The sequence below is a fragment of the Flavobacterium sp. genome (genome assembly GCF_034111225.1).
Classification (GTDB): Bacteria; Bacteroidota; Bacteroidia; order Flavobacteriales; family Flavobacteriaceae; genus Flavobacterium.
The window spans coordinates 176,547-191,683 of the sequence record NZ_JAWUXR010000012.1 but is presented as its reverse complement, the minus strand read 5'-3'; the positions used below and the strand labels follow the sequence as shown (position 1 = coordinate 191,683).

General features: G+C 29.8%; 12 protein-coding genes. 9 read left to right on the top strand and 3 right to left on the bottom strand.

The genetic code is table 11. From position 1 onward, the window contains the following. Positions 1 to 13: 13 nt before the first annotated feature. Positions 14 to 2,347, bottom strand: coding sequence for an ATP-dependent helicase (locus UXY25_RS09150; protein WP_320815703.1), 2,334 nt, complete (start codon positions 2,345 to 2,347; stop codon positions 14 to 16). A gap of 187 nt (positions 2,348 to 2,534) precedes the next feature. Here UXY25_RS09150 and UXY25_RS09145 point away from each other — a divergent pair, with 187 nt between their 5' ends. Further along, positions 2,535 to 3,056, top strand: a complete 522-nt coding sequence (locus UXY25_RS09145) for a hypothetical protein (RefSeq protein WP_320815702.1) — start codon at positions 2,535 to 2,537, stop codon at positions 3,054 to 3,056. Here UXY25_RS09145 and UXY25_RS09140 read toward each other — a convergent pair whose 3' ends face one another. After that, on the bottom strand, positions 3,057 to 3,965 hold the full coding sequence (locus UXY25_RS09140; RefSeq protein WP_320815701.1) for a patatin-like phospholipase family protein: 909 nt from the start codon (positions 3,963 to 3,965) through the stop codon (positions 3,057 to 3,059). Further along, positions 3,966 to 6,044, bottom strand: coding sequence for a M1 family metallopeptidase (locus UXY25_RS09135; protein ID WP_320815700.1), 2,079 nt, complete (start codon positions 6,042 to 6,044; stop codon positions 3,966 to 3,968). It lies immediately after the preceding gene. 112 nt (positions 6,045 to 6,156) lie between these two features. Here UXY25_RS09135 and recG point away from each other — a divergent pair, with 112 nt between their 5' ends. From recG to UXY25_RS09095, 8 genes are all read left to right on the top strand, one after another. Continuing rightward, a complete protein-coding gene (gene recG / locus UXY25_RS09130) occupies positions 6,157 to 8,262 on the top strand; it encodes an ATP-dependent DNA helicase RecG (protein WP_320815699.1) in 2,106 nt (701 codons plus the stop codon). Positions 8,263 to 8,307: 45 nt separating this feature from the next. Then, positions 8,308 to 9,171 (top strand): bestrophin family protein, encoded by an 864-nt coding sequence (locus UXY25_RS09125; protein WP_320815698.1) that lies wholly within the window; start codon positions 8,308 to 8,310, stop codon positions 9,169 to 9,171. Positions 9,172 to 9,257: 86 nt separating this feature from the next. Further along, on the top strand, positions 9,258 to 11,684 hold the full coding sequence (gene pheT / locus UXY25_RS09120; RefSeq protein ID WP_320815697.1) for a phenylalanine--tRNA ligase subunit beta: 2,427 nt from the start codon (positions 9,258 to 9,260) through the stop codon (positions 11,682 to 11,684). A gap of 84 nt (positions 11,685 to 11,768) precedes the next feature. Further along, positions 11,769 to 12,527: a Rossmann-like and DUF2520 domain-containing protein gene (locus UXY25_RS09115; RefSeq protein WP_320815696.1), complete on the top strand. Its 759-nt coding sequence runs from the start codon at positions 11,769 to 11,771 to the stop codon at positions 12,525 to 12,527. After that, positions 12,511 to 13,038: an HAD-IIIA family hydrolase gene (locus UXY25_RS09110; RefSeq protein ID WP_320815695.1), complete on the top strand. Its 528-nt coding sequence runs from the start codon at positions 12,511 to 12,513 to the stop codon at positions 13,036 to 13,038. The genes UXY25_RS09115 and UXY25_RS09110 overlap by 17 nt, the downstream gene beginning before the upstream one ends. 53 nt (positions 13,039 to 13,091) lie before the next feature. Next, positions 13,092 to 14,012: a geranylgeranylglycerol-phosphate geranylgeranyltransferase gene (locus UXY25_RS09105; RefSeq protein ID WP_320815694.1), complete on the top strand. Its 921-nt coding sequence runs from the start codon at positions 13,092 to 13,094 to the stop codon at positions 14,010 to 14,012. Continuing rightward, a complete protein-coding gene (locus tag UXY25_RS09100; protein WP_320815693.1) occupies positions 14,005 to 14,586 on the top strand; it encodes a Maf-like protein in 582 nt (193 codons plus the stop codon). The genes UXY25_RS09105 and UXY25_RS09100 overlap by 8 nt, the downstream gene beginning before the upstream one ends. Further along, complete coding sequence (locus tag UXY25_RS09095) at positions 14,579 to 15,115, top strand: mechanosensitive ion channel domain-containing protein (protein ID WP_320815692.1); 537 nt, start codon at positions 14,579 to 14,581, stop codon at positions 15,113 to 15,115. Before UXY25_RS09100 ends, UXY25_RS09095 begins: the two co-directional genes overlap by 8 nt. Positions 15,116 to 15,137 lie beyond the last annotated feature (22 nt).

The following is a 15,137-nucleotide window of genomic DNA, read 5'->3' as shown; positions in this document are numbered from 1 at the left end:
CGATTTAATTTGATTATCCAATAACTTCTAATTTTGCAAAACGCAATAATAACTTTTTAACTCCACCAACATCAAACTTAATTTCTGCTTTTTTATCACCAGACATTCCTTCAATATTAACGATTTGACCTTTTCCAAAACGCTCATGCATAACAACATTTCCTATCGCTAAATTAGAATCAAATAAATTTGTATTTCCTTGCGTTCTAACGCCAGAAACTGGTTTTAATTTACGAATATTAGGTTTGTCATTTGCTTGTGTATTTAAATAAGCTGGTGGCTTACTAGAAACGGGTTTTGCTGTGCGTAATTTAGATTTATCAATATCTCCAAAAATATCAACATCCATCATAGGTTTATATCGATATCCTGAATTATTTTCTGGATTTAAATATTCTAAATACTGACTGTCTATTTCTTCAATAAAACGAGAAGGTTCACTATCTACCAGTTTTCCCCAACGATAACGCGATTGCGCATAAGTCAAATAAGCTTGATGTTCTGCTCTTGTAAGTGCAACATAGAACAAGCGTCTTTCTTCTTCTAAATCGCTTCGAGAACTTAAACTCATAGCACTTGGAAACAAATCTTCTTCAAGACCAACAATAAACACATGAGGAAACTCCAAACCTTTTGCAAGGTGAATCGTCATTAAAGCTACTCTATCATCATCGCCAGTATCATTATCTAAATCCGTAGCAAGTGCAACATCTTCCATGAATTCTGCTAAAGCTCCTCTAGCTCCATCAATCTCTTTTTGACCTTCAATAAAATCTTTTATACCGTTCAATAATTCCTCAATGTTTTCAATACGAGTAATACCTTCTGGAGTTCCGTCTTTTTTAAGTTCTTGAACTAATCCAGTTTTTTTAGTAACTAAATCGGCTAAATAAAAAGCATCTTGCGTTTCATTAATAACTTGAAAACTCTTAATCATAGTTACAAAGTCTTGTAACTTATTACGTGTTCCAGAATTTAGCTTTAAATCTATTTTATCAATATGCTCTAAAACTTCGAAAATAGATCTTTTGTAATGATTTGCCGCAACAGTTAATTTTTCAATGGTTGTGTTACCAATTCCTCTGGCTGGGTAATTGATGACACGAATTAATGCTTCTTCATCATTAGGATTGATAACCAATCGTAAATAACATAAAACATCTTTAATCTCTTTACGCTGATAGAAAGACAAACCACCATAAATACGATACGGAATATCACGTTTACGCAAAGCATCTTCCATAGCACGAGATTGAGCATTGGTTCTGTATAAAATGGCAAACTGACCGTTATGCAATTGCTGTTGCATTTTTTGTTCGAAAATTGTTGCTGCTACAAACCTTCCTTCTTCTCCATCTGTTAAACTACGGTGTACTTTAATTTTTGGTCCGTTATCGTTATTGGTCCAAACAATTTTATCAAGTTTGGTTTTATTCTTATCAATAATATTATTTGCTGCTTCTACAATGTTTTTAGATGAACGATAATTTTGTTCTAATCGGTACTGTTGAACATTATCGTAATCCTTTTGAAAATTTAAAATGTTGTTGATGTTTGCACCTCTAAAACCATAAATACTTTGTGCATCATCACCAACAACACAAATATTTTGAAAACGATCTGACAAAGCTCTAACAATTAAATATTGAGAATGATTCGTATCTTGGTACTCATCTACTAATATATAACGGAATCTATCTTGATATTTTGCTAAAACTTCAGGGAAACGGTTGATTAATTCGTTGGTTTTCAACAATAAATCATCAAAATCCATTGCTCCTGATTTGAAACAGCGCTCTACATAATTTTTATAAATATCGCCTAAACGTGGCTTTTTACTCATTGCATCAGCTTCTTGTAAATCTTGATTATTGAAGTATGCTTTTACAGTAATAAGTGAATTTTTATAACTCGATATTCGACCTAAAACTTGTTTAGGTTTATATACATCCCTATCTAATTGCATTTCTTTGATAATTGCCGAAATTAATCGAACACTATCTTGTGTATCGTAAATGGTGAAATTTGAAGGATAACCTAGTTTTTCGCCTTCAATTCTTAAAATTTTTGCAAAAACCGAATGAAAAGTTCCCATCCAAAGATTTTTAGCTTCGTTACTACCTACAATATCGGCAATACGCTTTTTCATTTCACGAGCTGCCTTATTCGTAAATGTTAATGCTAAAATATTAAAAGGATCAACTCCTTGATGCATAAGATTGGCAATACGCACCGTTAAAACTCTAGTTTTACCAGAACCTGCACCAGCGATTACAATCATTGGTCCGTCTTTTTGAAGAACAGGAGCTTGTTGGGCTTCGTTTAGTTGGGCAATTATTTTTTGCATTACAATTATCTATATAAGATTTACTAATTTACAAAAATACGCTTCTGAACTTGTTATTACAAATGAAGTTATTAACCATTTGAAGTTATAAATTATGTCTTATAGCTTTTAGTTTACTTGGTAATTGAAATTGTATTTTGATTTTGATATATAATACATTTTCTTTGCATGAATAAAATTTAAAAAAATGGATAGTACAAAAATAATTGAATTAGCTGCTTATACTTTACCCGCTTTAATTACAGGTGGAGTTGCGTATTTTTTATTCCACTCTTTTTTTAAAAATGAAGAAAACAGAAGACGTTTTGAACTATTAAAAGAAAACCAAAGTCAGGCTTTACCTATAAGACTTCAAGCTTATGAAAGAATGGTTTTGTTTTTAGAACGTATTAATCCTGCACAATTATTATTGAGAGTTTCTCCTCCAAATACAAGCAAAGAAGATTATGCAACTTTTTTAATTCATTCTATTCAAACAGAATTTGAGCATAATTTAACACAACAAGTGTATTTAACTTCAAATACTTGGGATATTATTAATAAAGCTAAAAATTCTACTATTCAATTAATTAGAAGAAAATCTATTGAAAAAGAAATTGTTTCTGCAGAAAAATTGCGTGAAGCTATTTTAATTGAAATGACAGAAACTGAATCGCCAAGTGTAATTGCAATTAGCTATTTAAAAGAAGATTTAAAAACGATTTTTTAATTATTCTTCGGTAATTATTTCTTGTACATCAACATCTTTAGATTTAGCATATTCATAACCTATTTGCCACCACCTTTTCATTTGTTCTTTATTAAAAACTAAAGAATTTGTGGTTAACATTGTGGGTGTATAATAAAAATTTATAGTTGCTCCATGAATAATTGCTTCATATTTACCTATTTTAATGTTCTGGAACTCAATTCTATCCATCATAAAAGCAAATAAATTGGTTAAAGATGCAAAAACACTTCTTGCTGGCATTCTATTAAACAAAGTGCTTTCTGTGTGAAGAATAATAGCATCTACATGCGTTGCGCCATTTCTAATAGCTTCTTCAATAGGAATCATTGCCGCAAAACCTCCATCGGCATAATCACAACCGTTTTTTCTAGCTAATGACATAAACGGAATATAATTGCAGGAAATCCAAATCCATTCGCAAAAATCTTCGTAACTACATTCGTTTATAGATTTATATTCAACAGTATTTAATGATAAATTTGAAACGGTAATAATGATTTCTTTATTTGAAGCTTTTAAAATTTCAAATTCAGATGGCGTAAATTCTTTTTTGATTAATTTTTTTAAATTTTCACTTTCTCCAAATGTTTTAGAGCCATTTAAAAAATTTTTTAAAACATTCCAATGGTTAATTACAATTATTTCTTCTCCAAACCTCTTTTTAACAACAAACGGACAATTACTAAAAATACTTTTTTGGTTAACCGAAGTATACATTTCTTTTACTTTGTCTACTTTACCCAAAGCTAAATGAGAAACTAGTAAACTCCCGGTTGAAGTACCTAAATATAAATCATAATCATGTTTTAAATCTTGAATAAGATATTGAGCAACTCCTCCTGCAAATGCTCCCTTACTTCCTCCACCTGATATTACTAATGCTTTCATTTATTTTGTCTCGTTAAAAAAAGAATTCAATCTATTTTGTTGATTTTCATTCAATAAAGGTAATAATTCTTTTAATTGCTGATTTGATTCTTCAATTGAAACTAGTTTTCTAATTTCTGCTTTCGCATAACTTACAAAACGCCATTTATGATGCATTGAGGCATCAATTAATGAAATAAGTACAGCATTTGAAATAAGCTTAAAGTTAATCAAAGTTTCTAAGGCATTTTGTCTAACTCCCGATTCATATGGAGTTTTTGTTAGTTGTTCCAATTCAAGAATCGCTTTTTGCTTGTTTTCAACGACAACTTGTTGTGAAACTAACTGCAATGTTAAGTTAGCAATTTTTAAATTATAATTTAAACCGTTTTGGTTTTGAAAGAAGTTAATATATCTATTTCTTTCTTCCGGGAAATTAGACCAAAGTCTAAATAAAGCTATTTCTTTAGTAACATAAGATTTATCATTTAATAATCCTTCAAACTTTTCTCTATAATCAGAAGGAATCTTAATAAACGATTGTGCTAAAGCCTGACGAATTTTTAAATTATTACTTTCAAATGCTAAATCAACTAATTCTTTTTTATGTTCAAAATCTACAACTGAGGTTTGTAAAAGAATTTCTTGTTGAACAGGAAAATAACTGTTCTTTTTCATTAAAGTCAGTAATTGATCTTTCTTATCATCAAAAGACAAAATTTCTAATTCTTTTACTTTTTGTAAATCGACAATAAATGCATTTCTATTTAAAATTGAAATGGCGTCGTTCCATCTAAAATCGGCCGATTCAAGCCATTCTTTTTTAAACTTATCCGTATCAAAATTGGATACTTTTTTAATTTTAGCCAAAAACTCGTCAGTATCAACATTTTTAAAAGCGTATTCTTCTAAATAACATTTAACTGCTTTTTTAAATTTTCGCTCACCAATTTGAGTGCGTAAATAATGTAAAGCCCAAGCTCCTTTTTTATAAAAAGTAAGTGAACTTGCCTTTTCATTCAAAATTGGAAAAGTATCATTTTTTGCTGCTATCTGTAATTGCTCAGCCATTTGAAACAATTCGTAATTAAAATAATCATCGCCAAATATTTCCTTTTCAGCTAATAGTGCATAATAGGTTGCAAAACCTTCTTGAAGCCAATGATGTTTACTTTCTTTAGCCGTAATCAAATCTCCAAACCATTGATGAGCCAATTCATGCGCATTTACATTTAAATAGTTTTTATCGTTGAAACCTATATTATCTACTACAAAATCTTGTGCAAAAATCGTAGAAGTTGTATTTTCCATTCCAGCATATAAAAAATCACGAACAGGAACTTGACGATAAATTACCCAAGGATACTTCACTCCTATTTCTTTTTCCAGGAAATTAAACATTTGCTTAGAATAGCGATAAGTTGGTTCAAATTTATCAGTATCGTTTCTATCTAAATAATATTCCAACTGTGTTCCTGATTTTGTGACATCGGCTTGTTTTATGAATTTTCCAATTGCTAACATTACCAAATAAGAAGGCATTGGTTTTTGCATTGAATAATTCCAAGTAATGATATTTCCTTTTGAGTTGTATTTTTTATCTGTTAAAACCCCATTTGAAAGTACTTCAAAATCGTTTCTAAAATCAACAGATAAATTAAAAACAACTTTCTCATTTACGTCATCAAAACTAGGCAACCAGTGACTTGTGTATTTACCTTGACCTTGTGTCCAAATTTGTAAATCATCATCTTCGCCAATAAAATATAAAGTTTGTTTGGGCTTAGCTGAATAATTAAAAACCAAATTGTTTTTTCCAGTTTGAAAACCTTCAAACAAGTCTAAAGTTGTATCCGAATTTTTAAAATTGACCGTTTTCCCATTAATCATTACATTAGTGAAATTCATGTTTTTAGCATCAATTTTAATGGTATCAATTGTACTTAAAACCTTAAACTCATATTGAATTGTTCCTGAAATAATTTTCTCAAACTGATTTGGTTCTAAAAAAGCATTGCATTGAATAAAATCAACCGTTTTAAATTGCTGAGCAGAAGCTGTAATGGTAAAAAAATAGATAAAAAGAAATCGAAACATCATGTAAATTTGATTTATGTCACGAATATAAGGCATTTTCAGAATAAGTCATTTCCAAATTAATAATTTATCAACTATCTTCGCTATATAAGTTTTAATAAGCCTAATAATTTAAATGTCCAATAATCTCTTAGAAACTCCAATTGAATACTTAAAAGGCGTTGGTCCACAACGAGGCGACTTATTACGTAAAGAATTAGGCATTCATAAATATGGAGATTTAATTCATTTATTTCCCAATCGTTATATCGATAGAACTCATTACTTTAAAATCAATCAGTTACAAAATACCAGTTCTGAAGTTCAAATTATTGGAAAAATAATCAATATTAAAACGATTGAGCAAAAACGAGGAAAACGATTAGTCGCTACTTTTGTAGATGATACTGGGCAAATGGAATTGGTTTGGTTTCAAGGACATAAATGGATTCGTGAAGGCTTAAAAATCAATGAGGTTTATGTGATTTTTGGAAAAGTAGCCCAGTTTGGAAGCACTTTTAACATGGCGCATCCAGAAATGGAACTTTTAGCAGAACACAAAGCAAGTCTTCGTTCGGCAATGCAACCTGTTTATCCTAGTACCGAAAAACTAAATAATAAAGGGATTACAAGCAGAACCATAAATAAGTTAATGCAACAATTATTTATTGAAACGCAAAATTTATTTAGTGAGACTTTACCTTTGTATTTAATTGAGAGTTTAAAACTCATTACCAAGAAGGAAGCTTTATTTAATATTCATTTCCCTAAAAATCAAGATTTATTAAACAAAGCTCAATTCCGATTAAAGTTTGAAGAATTGTTTTTTATTCAATTGCAATTAATTACTAAAAATCTAATTCGAAAGCATAAAATTAAAGGACATCAGTTTGAAATAGTAGGCGAAAACTTTAATGATTTTTATAAAAACCATTTGCCTTTTGAATTGACAAACGCTCAAAAAAGAGTTATAAAAGAAATAAGAAACGATATGGGAAGTAATGCCCAAATGAATCGTTTATTACAAGGTGATGTTGGTTCTGGTAAAACAATTGTCGCCTTAATGAGCATGTTAATAGCTAAAGATAATGGTTACCAAAGTTGCTTAATGGCTCCAACTGAAATTCTAGCCAATCAGCATTTCATTGGTTTAACCGAACTTGCTAAAGATTTAAATATCAACATACAAATACTTACAGGTTCAAGTAAAACTAAAGAGCGAAGACTTATTCATGAGGCATTAGAAAATGGAACTTTAGACATACTTATTGGAACACATGCCTTGCTTGAAGATAAAGTAAAGTTTAAAAATTTAGGATTAGCTGTTATTGATGAGCAACATCGTTTTGGAGTGGAACAAAGAAGTAAATTGTGGAAGAAAAATACAGTTCCGCCACACATTTTAGTAATGACGGCAACACCTATTCCAAGAACTTTAGCTATGAGTTTATATGGCGATTTAGATATTTCGGTTATTGACGAACTTCCTCCAGGAAGAAAACCTATTGAAACCGTTCATCGTTATGACAACAACCGACTAAAAGTTTGGAAATTCATTAAAGATGAAATTAAAAAAGGCCGTCAAATTTATATTGTTTATCCGTTGATTCAAGAATCAGAGAAATTAGATTATAAAGATTTAATGGACGGTTACGAAAGTATTTCCCGTGATTTCCCATTACCAGATTACTCTATATCTATTTTACACGGACAAATGAAACCCGCAGATAAAGAGGAAGAAATGCGTCGTTTTGCTGCAGGAAAAACCAATATAATGGTAGCAACAACCGTTATTGAAGTTGGGGTTAATATTCCAAATGCTTCGGTAATGATAATTGAAAGTGCCGAGCGTTTTGGTTTATCGCAATTGCATCAATTAAGAGGAAGGGTGGGTCGTGGAGCTGAACAAAGTTATTGTATTTTAATGACGAGCCATAAATTAAGTGAAGACAGCAAAATTCGAATGGAAACAATGGTTCGCACAAATGATGGTTTTGAAATTGCAGAAGTCGATTTAAAATTACGTGGTCCTGGAGATCTAATGGGAAAACAACAAAGTGGCGTTCTCAATCTTCAAATTGCTGATATAGTAAGAGATAAAGAAATACTTCAAGTAGCTCGACACGAAGCTGTGAAATTATTAAAAGAAGATGCTCCTATGGAAAAACCAGAACATGCATCTTTAAGAAAAGCTTTTATAGAATTGAGCAAGAAAAAAAACATCTGGAATTATATAAGTTAATAAACATAAGACATTTTAAATACATAAACTTTTTAACACAAAAAAATGGTTCAATACAACCCAAAAGACTGGATTACTTTTATTTTCAGATTTCATAAAGCAGATACATTTAGACAATTAATTCCTATGATGATTACTATAGGTTTATATTCATACGGAGTTGCTTATTTAGAGATCGAATATTGGAAACTTTCAGAAGATAGTCATGTTAAAAACATCACCATCATGCACGGAATGCTTGGTTTTGTAATATCATTATTATTGGTTTTTAGAACAAACACCGCTTACGATAGATGGTGGGAAGGCAGAAAACATTGGGGAGCATTAGTAAATAACAGCCGTAATTTAGCCATTAAATTATCGGTAATATTAAACGACGAACACGATAAAAATTATTTCAGAAAAGTAATTCCGGGATATGCATCTATTTTACAAAAACATTTATCTAATGAAGAAACAGGGAAAATGCTTTTTGAAGATTTAAATTTAGACATAGATCACCAAAAACACAGACCTAATCAAATTGCGAAAATGTTATTTCAAAAAATACATGACTTGCATATCAGCAGGAAAATTTCAGGAGATCAGTTAATTATTTTAAATAGTGAAATTCAATCGTTTACTGATATTTGTGGAGCTTGTGAACGAATTAAGAACACACCTATTCCCTACTCTTACAGTTCATTTATTAAAAAATTTATATTCTTTTACGTAATGACACTACCTTTTGGATATGTATTTAGTTTAGGCTATTACGTAATTCCAGTTGTAGTTTTTATATTTTATGTTTTAGCAAGTTTAGAATTAATTGCTGAAGAAATAGAAGATCCTTTTGGCAATGACGCTAACGATTTACCAACTGAGAAATTAGCGATTAATATTAAAAAACATGTAGAAGAAATTCTATAGCTAAATTACTCATGAACTTTGGTTCTTTTAAACTTTTAAACTTTTAAACTTTAGTCTATCTTTGCAACCTTAAAATTCGAACAAAAATGCGTATTTCATATAATTGGCTTAAACAATTTATCAAAACTGATTGGAAATCAGAAGAAACGGAAATTTTATTAACCGACTTAGGATTAGAAGTAGAAGGAATTGATAAATATGAAAGCTTAAAAGGCGGACTTCAAGGAGTTGTCGTAGGTCATGTTTTAACTTGCGTTCAACATCCAAATGCTGATAAATTAAAAATTACAACAGTTGACTTAGGTGATGGAAATCCTATTCAAATTGTTTGTGGTGCACCAAACGTAGCTGCAGGTCAAAAAGTTCCTGTTGCAACAATTGGAACAAAATTATACGATAAAGAAGGAAATTCTTTTGAAATCAAAAAAGGAAAAATAAGAGGAGAAGAATCTCACGGAATGATTTGTGCCGAAGATGAACTTGGAATAGGTCAAGGTCACGATGGAATTATGATTCTTGATGAATTAATTAAACCTGGAACTTTAGCAAAAGACGTTTTCAAAATTGAAACAGACGAAGTCTTTGAAATTGGATTAACTCCCAATAGAGCTGATGCAATGAGTCATTATGGTGTTGCTAGAGATTTAAAAGCAGGAATGGTTTTAAAAGGAAAAAACATCGAATTAATTACACCATCAGTAAGTAGCTTTAAGGTTGACAAAAGAACTGTAAAAATTGATATTACAGTTGAAAACGATAAAATAACTCCAAGGTATTGTGGTGTTACCATTTCTGACATAAAAGTTCAACCATCTCCAAGTTGGTTACAAAATAGATTAAAAGCAATTGGATTAACTCCAAAAAACAATATTGTTGATGTAACAAACTATGTTTTACATGAATTAGGACAACCATTACATGCTTTTGATGTTAGTAAAATTAAAGGAAATAAAATCATTGTTAAAACATTACCAGCAGGAACAAAATTCACAACTCTTGATGATGTGGAAAGAACTTTGCATGAAGAAGATTTAATGATTTGTAATGCTGAAGAACCAATGTGTATCGCTGGTGTTTTTGGTGGAAAAGATTCTGGAGTAACTGAAAATACGCAATCTATCTTTTTAGAAAGTGCTTATTTCAATCCGGTTTCTGTTCGAAAAACAGCAAAAAGACATACTTTAAGTACAGATGCTTCTTTTAGATTTGAAAGAGGTGTTGACCCAAGTATTACTGAATATGCTTTAAAAAGAGCTGCTCTATTAATACAAGAGGTTGCTGGTGGAGAAATCACTTCAGATATAGTAGATTTTTATCCAAAGAAAATTGAAGATTTTCAGGTTTTCTTAAACTTTGATAAAGCAACTAAAATTATTGGTGAAGAAATACCTCAAGATACCATTAAAAAAATACTTGTTTCATTAGACATTAAAATTAATAATATTTCACAAATCGGAATTGGACTTTCTATTCCTCCATATAGAGTTGATGTTCAAAGAGAAATTGATGTTATTGAAGAAATTCTTCGTGTATACGGTTATAATAACATTAAATTTTCACAAAAATTAAATGCTACAATTTCAAATTCTTCAAGAACTGAAGAATATAAAGTTCAAAACATAATTGCAGACCAACTTTGTGCATTAGGTTTTAACGAAATGATGGCTAATTCATTAACATCACCAGAATACACAAAGCTTTCAGATTTAATTAAATGTGAGTTTAATGTAATGATGCTTAATCCTTTGAGTAACGATTTATCAGCAATGAGACAATCAATGCTGTTTTCTGGCTTAGAGGCAATATCATATAACATCAACAGAAGAAGTAGTGATTTAAAGTTCTTTGAATTTGGAAAAACATATCACAAACTTCCTTCCGGTTATGAAGAAGATAAGCACTTAACCATGTTTGTTACTGGAAATTCTAATAATGAAAGTTGGAGTCAGTCTTCAGTAAAATCTGATTTTTTCTTATTTAAAGGTTACGTTAATACTGTTCTTTCAAGACTTGGTTTAGATGCTAAAATAAAAACGTTGCCGTTAGAAATGGATTTGTTTTCTGAAGGAATTTCATTAGCAATTGGAAAAGATATTCTTGTGGAATTTGGAACGGTTAAGAAAAATATTTCAAAACATTTCGATATTAAACAAGAAGTTTTTTATGCCGATTTTGATTGGAATAGAATTCAAAAATATGTTTCGAATAAAATTAAGTTTACCGATATTCCAAAATATCCAGAAGTGAGAAGAGATTTATCGCTTTTATTAGATCAATCGGTTACTTTTGAAAACATATATGCAATCTCAAAACAAACTGAAAAAACACTTTTAAAAGAAGTAAGCTTATTTGATGTTTACCAAGGTAAAAACTTACCAGAAGGTAAAAAATCGTACGCAGTAAGCTTTACTATTCAAGATAATTCAAAAACCTTAACTGATACTCAAATTGAAAAAATAATGAGTAAACTACAAGGAAATTTCGAAAAACAACTTGGAGCAAGCTTAAGATAAACACAATTGATTCATAAATATAAATCCCTAGCTTTAGTTAGGGATTTTTTGTTTAATTTCATTAGTATTTACTATTTTAGCCTTATGATTAAAGTTGTCCTAATAGGAAGTGGAAATGTAGCTCAGCATTTGATAAAAGTGTTACAAGACGCTGAAAAAGTTTCTTTGGTTCAAGTATTTGCACGTAATAAGACTTCATTAGAACATTTACTTCCAGTATCCAAAATAACATCTAGTTATAACGATATTATAGAAGCTGATGTTTATATCATTTCGGTTTCAGATAATGCAATTGCAGAAGTTTCAAATAATATTCCTTTTACCAATAGATTAGTTGTGCATACATCTGGATCATCTGAGCTTTCTGTTTTAGATGCTAAAAATAGAAAAGGTGTTTTTTATCCACTTCAAACTTTTTCAAAAGACAAAGAAGTTGAATTCTCATCTATTCCCATTTGTTTAGAAGCTGAAAATGATGAAGATTTTAAAACTTTGGAAAACTTATCTCAAAATATTTCAAAAAAAGTATTTGCTATTTCTTCAAAACAACGTAAAAGCCTTCATGTTGCAGCCGTTTTTGTCTGTAATTTTGTGAATCACATGTACACCATTGGAAACCAAATTTGTGAAGACAATAAAGTTCCTTTTGAAGTTTTACAACCTTTAATCATTGAAACGGCAAATAAAATAACAACATTAAAACCTGAAGCAGCGCAAACGGGTCCGGCTTTAAGAAACGATACCAAAACAATTAACAAGCATCTTGAATTTTTACAAGAAACAAATTATCAAGAGCTTTATAAACTATTAACACAATCGATACAAAATGTCAAAAAGCTATAAAGAATTAATGAATAATATCACTACATTTATTTTAGATGTAGATGGCGTTTTAACCGATGGGACAATTCACGTAACAGGAACTGGAGAAATGCTTCGTCATATGAATATACGTGATGGCTATGCGATGAAAGCAGCTGTAGAAAATGGATATACCGTTTGTATTATTTCTGGCGGAAGTAATGAAGGTGTTCGTGTGCGTTTACGCAATTTAGGAATTACCGATATTCATCTTGGTGTTCCAAATAAAGTAGAAACGTTTGAAGAATTCATTGATGTGTATAACATTAAACGAGAACAAGTTTTATACATGGGCGATGATATTCCTGATTTTCATGTGATGAAATTAGTAGGTTTACCAACTTGCCCGCAAAACGCTGCTCCAGAAATTAAAGAAATAAGTACTTACATTTCTCATATTGATGGCGGAAAAGGTTGCGTAAGAGACGTAATAGAACAAGTAATGAAAGTACAAGGTAAGTGGATGTCGCACTTTGATGCTAAGTATGATTAATTAGTGATTAGGAAAAAATGAAAATAAGCTTCAAGAAAATTAGAATATAAAAAATGAAAATATTAAAACTTATACGCATACAAAACCTACTAATGATTGCATTTATGCAAATTATTTTCAGGTATGGTTTTTTAAAAAAAATTACCGAAAACTATTTATCATTAAGTGATTTTCAATTTGCCCTTTTAGTATTATCGACTGTTTGTATTGCGGCAGCAGGTTATATTATCAATAATATTATAGATCAAGAAAATGATGAAATTGCAAAACCAGAGTCTAGAATTGTAGGTGTTTCTATTTCAGAAGCTATGGCTTATAATTTATATGTTGTGTTTAATTTAATTGGTGTTGGAATTGGTTTTTATCTTTCAAATATCATTGGAAAACCAAGCTTTGCTACCATTTTTATCTTAATTGCAGCATTATTATATATTTATTCTACCAGTTTAAAACATATTGTTATTGTTGGAAATATAGTAGTTTCAGTCATTCTATCACTGAGTTTATTAATTCTAGGAATGTTCGATTTGTTTCCGGCAATTCACGATGGAAATCAAGAGCAAATGAGTAAAATATTCAGTATTTTATTAGACTATGCTATTTTTGCTTTTATAATTAACTTTATGAGAGAAATTGTTAAGGATTTAGAAGACATGGATGGCGATAAAGCTTCTGGTGTTAATTCGTTAGCAATTCTTTTAGGAGTTAATAAAACAACAAAACTTCTTTTTGTAATTGTCTTATTATCAATTGGTTTGTTTCTTTATTATTTGAATCAGAATTTATTGCAATTTGATTATGTTTTATATTATGCTTTGCTTTTAATTGTTGGACCACTACTCTATTTCGCAATTAAAATAATAGCTGCAAAAACAAAAGCAGAATTTCATCATTTAAGTACAGTTTTAAAAGTAATTTTGTTTTTCGGAATCATTTCAATTCTTGTGGTAAATTATTGTTTGACAAATGCTTAGAAAAAAATTACAACATAAAAATATAATATTAGCTTCAGGTTCACCCAGAAGGCAACAATATTTTAAGGAATTAGACATTGATTTTACAATTCAATTAAAAGAAGTTGAAGAAGTCTATCCAAAGCATTTAAGAGCTGAAGAAATCACTAATTTTTTAGCCGAATTAAAAGCTGCTGCTTTTACTCATTTAAATGTAAATGATGTCCTAATTACTAGTGATACAATTGTTTGGCATAAAGAAAAAGCATTGGGTAAACCAAAAAATTATCAAGATGCATTTGAAATGTTACAATCAATGTCAGGTAAAACACATGAAGTAATTACTTCTGTTTGTTTTAAAACAAGTGTAAAAACAGAAACTGTTTTTGAAGTTACTAAAGTTACTTTCAAAGAGATTTCTGACGAAGCTATTACCTATTATTTAGACAATTACAAACCATTTGACAAAGCAGGTTCGTACGGAATTCAAGAATGGATAGGTTTAATTGCCATTTCAAAAATTGAAGGTTCTTATGCAAATGTTGTAGGAATGCCTGTAGATAAAGTATATGATAAATTAATAGAATATGTTTAAAATTATTGAAAATCAATATTTGCATGAAGAATTACTTTCAATAGGAGTAATTGTTTTCTTTTTACTTTTAAAATTTATAGTAGCTAAATCAATAAAAAAATATGCTTCTTTAAATGATACTCTAGAACATAGAACCAATCTAGTAATTAAATACATAAATATCCTTTTAGGCATTTTAAGTTTCATTTCGATTATTATTATTTGGGGAGTGAAAAAAGACCAAATATTCCTTTTTATTTCATCAATTTTTACGGTTGTTGGAGTTGCTTCATTTGCTCAATGGTCAATTCTAAGTAACATAACTTCCGGAATCATAATATTTTTCTCCTATCCATTCAAAATTGGAGACATTATAGAAATTCATGATAAAGATTATCCAATCCGAGGTGAAATTGAAGATATAAAAGCATTTTATATTTTATTGAAAACCAAAGAAAGAGGTATAATTACTTATCCTAATAATTTATTGATGCAAAAGGGAATTTCTGTAATTAAATTAGAAAGAAACCTTGAGGAACATACAGATTAAGTAATCAATATCTAAAATAATG

Coding starts and splice junctions, on each gene's coding strand:
- pheT (WP_320815697.1), top strand. CDS start 9,258: ATGCGTATTTCATATAATTGGCTTAAACAATTTATCAAAACTGATTGG.
- UXY25_RS09150 (WP_320815703.1), bottom strand. CDS start 2,347: ATGCAAAAAATAATTGCCCAACTAAACGAAGCCCAACAAGCTCCTGTT.
- UXY25_RS09115 (WP_320815696.1), top strand. CDS start 11,769: ATGATTAAAGTTGTCCTAATAGGAAGTGGAAATGTAGCTCAGCATTTG.
- UXY25_RS09100 (WP_320815693.1), top strand. CDS start 14,005: ATGCTTAGAAAAAAATTACAACATAAAAATATAATATTAGCTTCAGGT.
- UXY25_RS09145 (WP_320815702.1), top strand. CDS start 2,535: ATGGATAGTACAAAAATAATTGAATTAGCTGCTTATACTTTACCCGCT.
- UXY25_RS09140 (WP_320815701.1), bottom strand. CDS start 3,965: ATGAAAGCATTAGTAATATCAGGTGGAGGAAGTAAGGGAGCATTTGCA.
- UXY25_RS09095 (WP_320815692.1), top strand. CDS start 14,579: ATGTTTAAAATTATTGAAAATCAATATTTGCATGAAGAATTACTTTCA.
- recG (WP_320815699.1), top strand. CDS start 6,157: ATGTCCAATAATCTCTTAGAAACTCCAATTGAATACTTAAAAGGCGTT.
- UXY25_RS09110 (WP_320815695.1), top strand. CDS start 12,511: ATGTCAAAAAGCTATAAAGAATTAATGAATAATATCACTACATTTATT.
- UXY25_RS09105 (WP_320815694.1), top strand. CDS start 13,092: ATGAAAATATTAAAACTTATACGCATACAAAACCTACTAATGATTGCA.
- UXY25_RS09125 (WP_320815698.1), top strand. CDS start 8,308: ATGGTTCAATACAACCCAAAAGACTGGATTACTTTTATTTTCAGATTT.
- UXY25_RS09135 (WP_320815700.1), bottom strand. CDS start 6,044: ATGATGTTTCGATTTCTTTTTATCTATTTTTTTACCATTACAGCTTCT.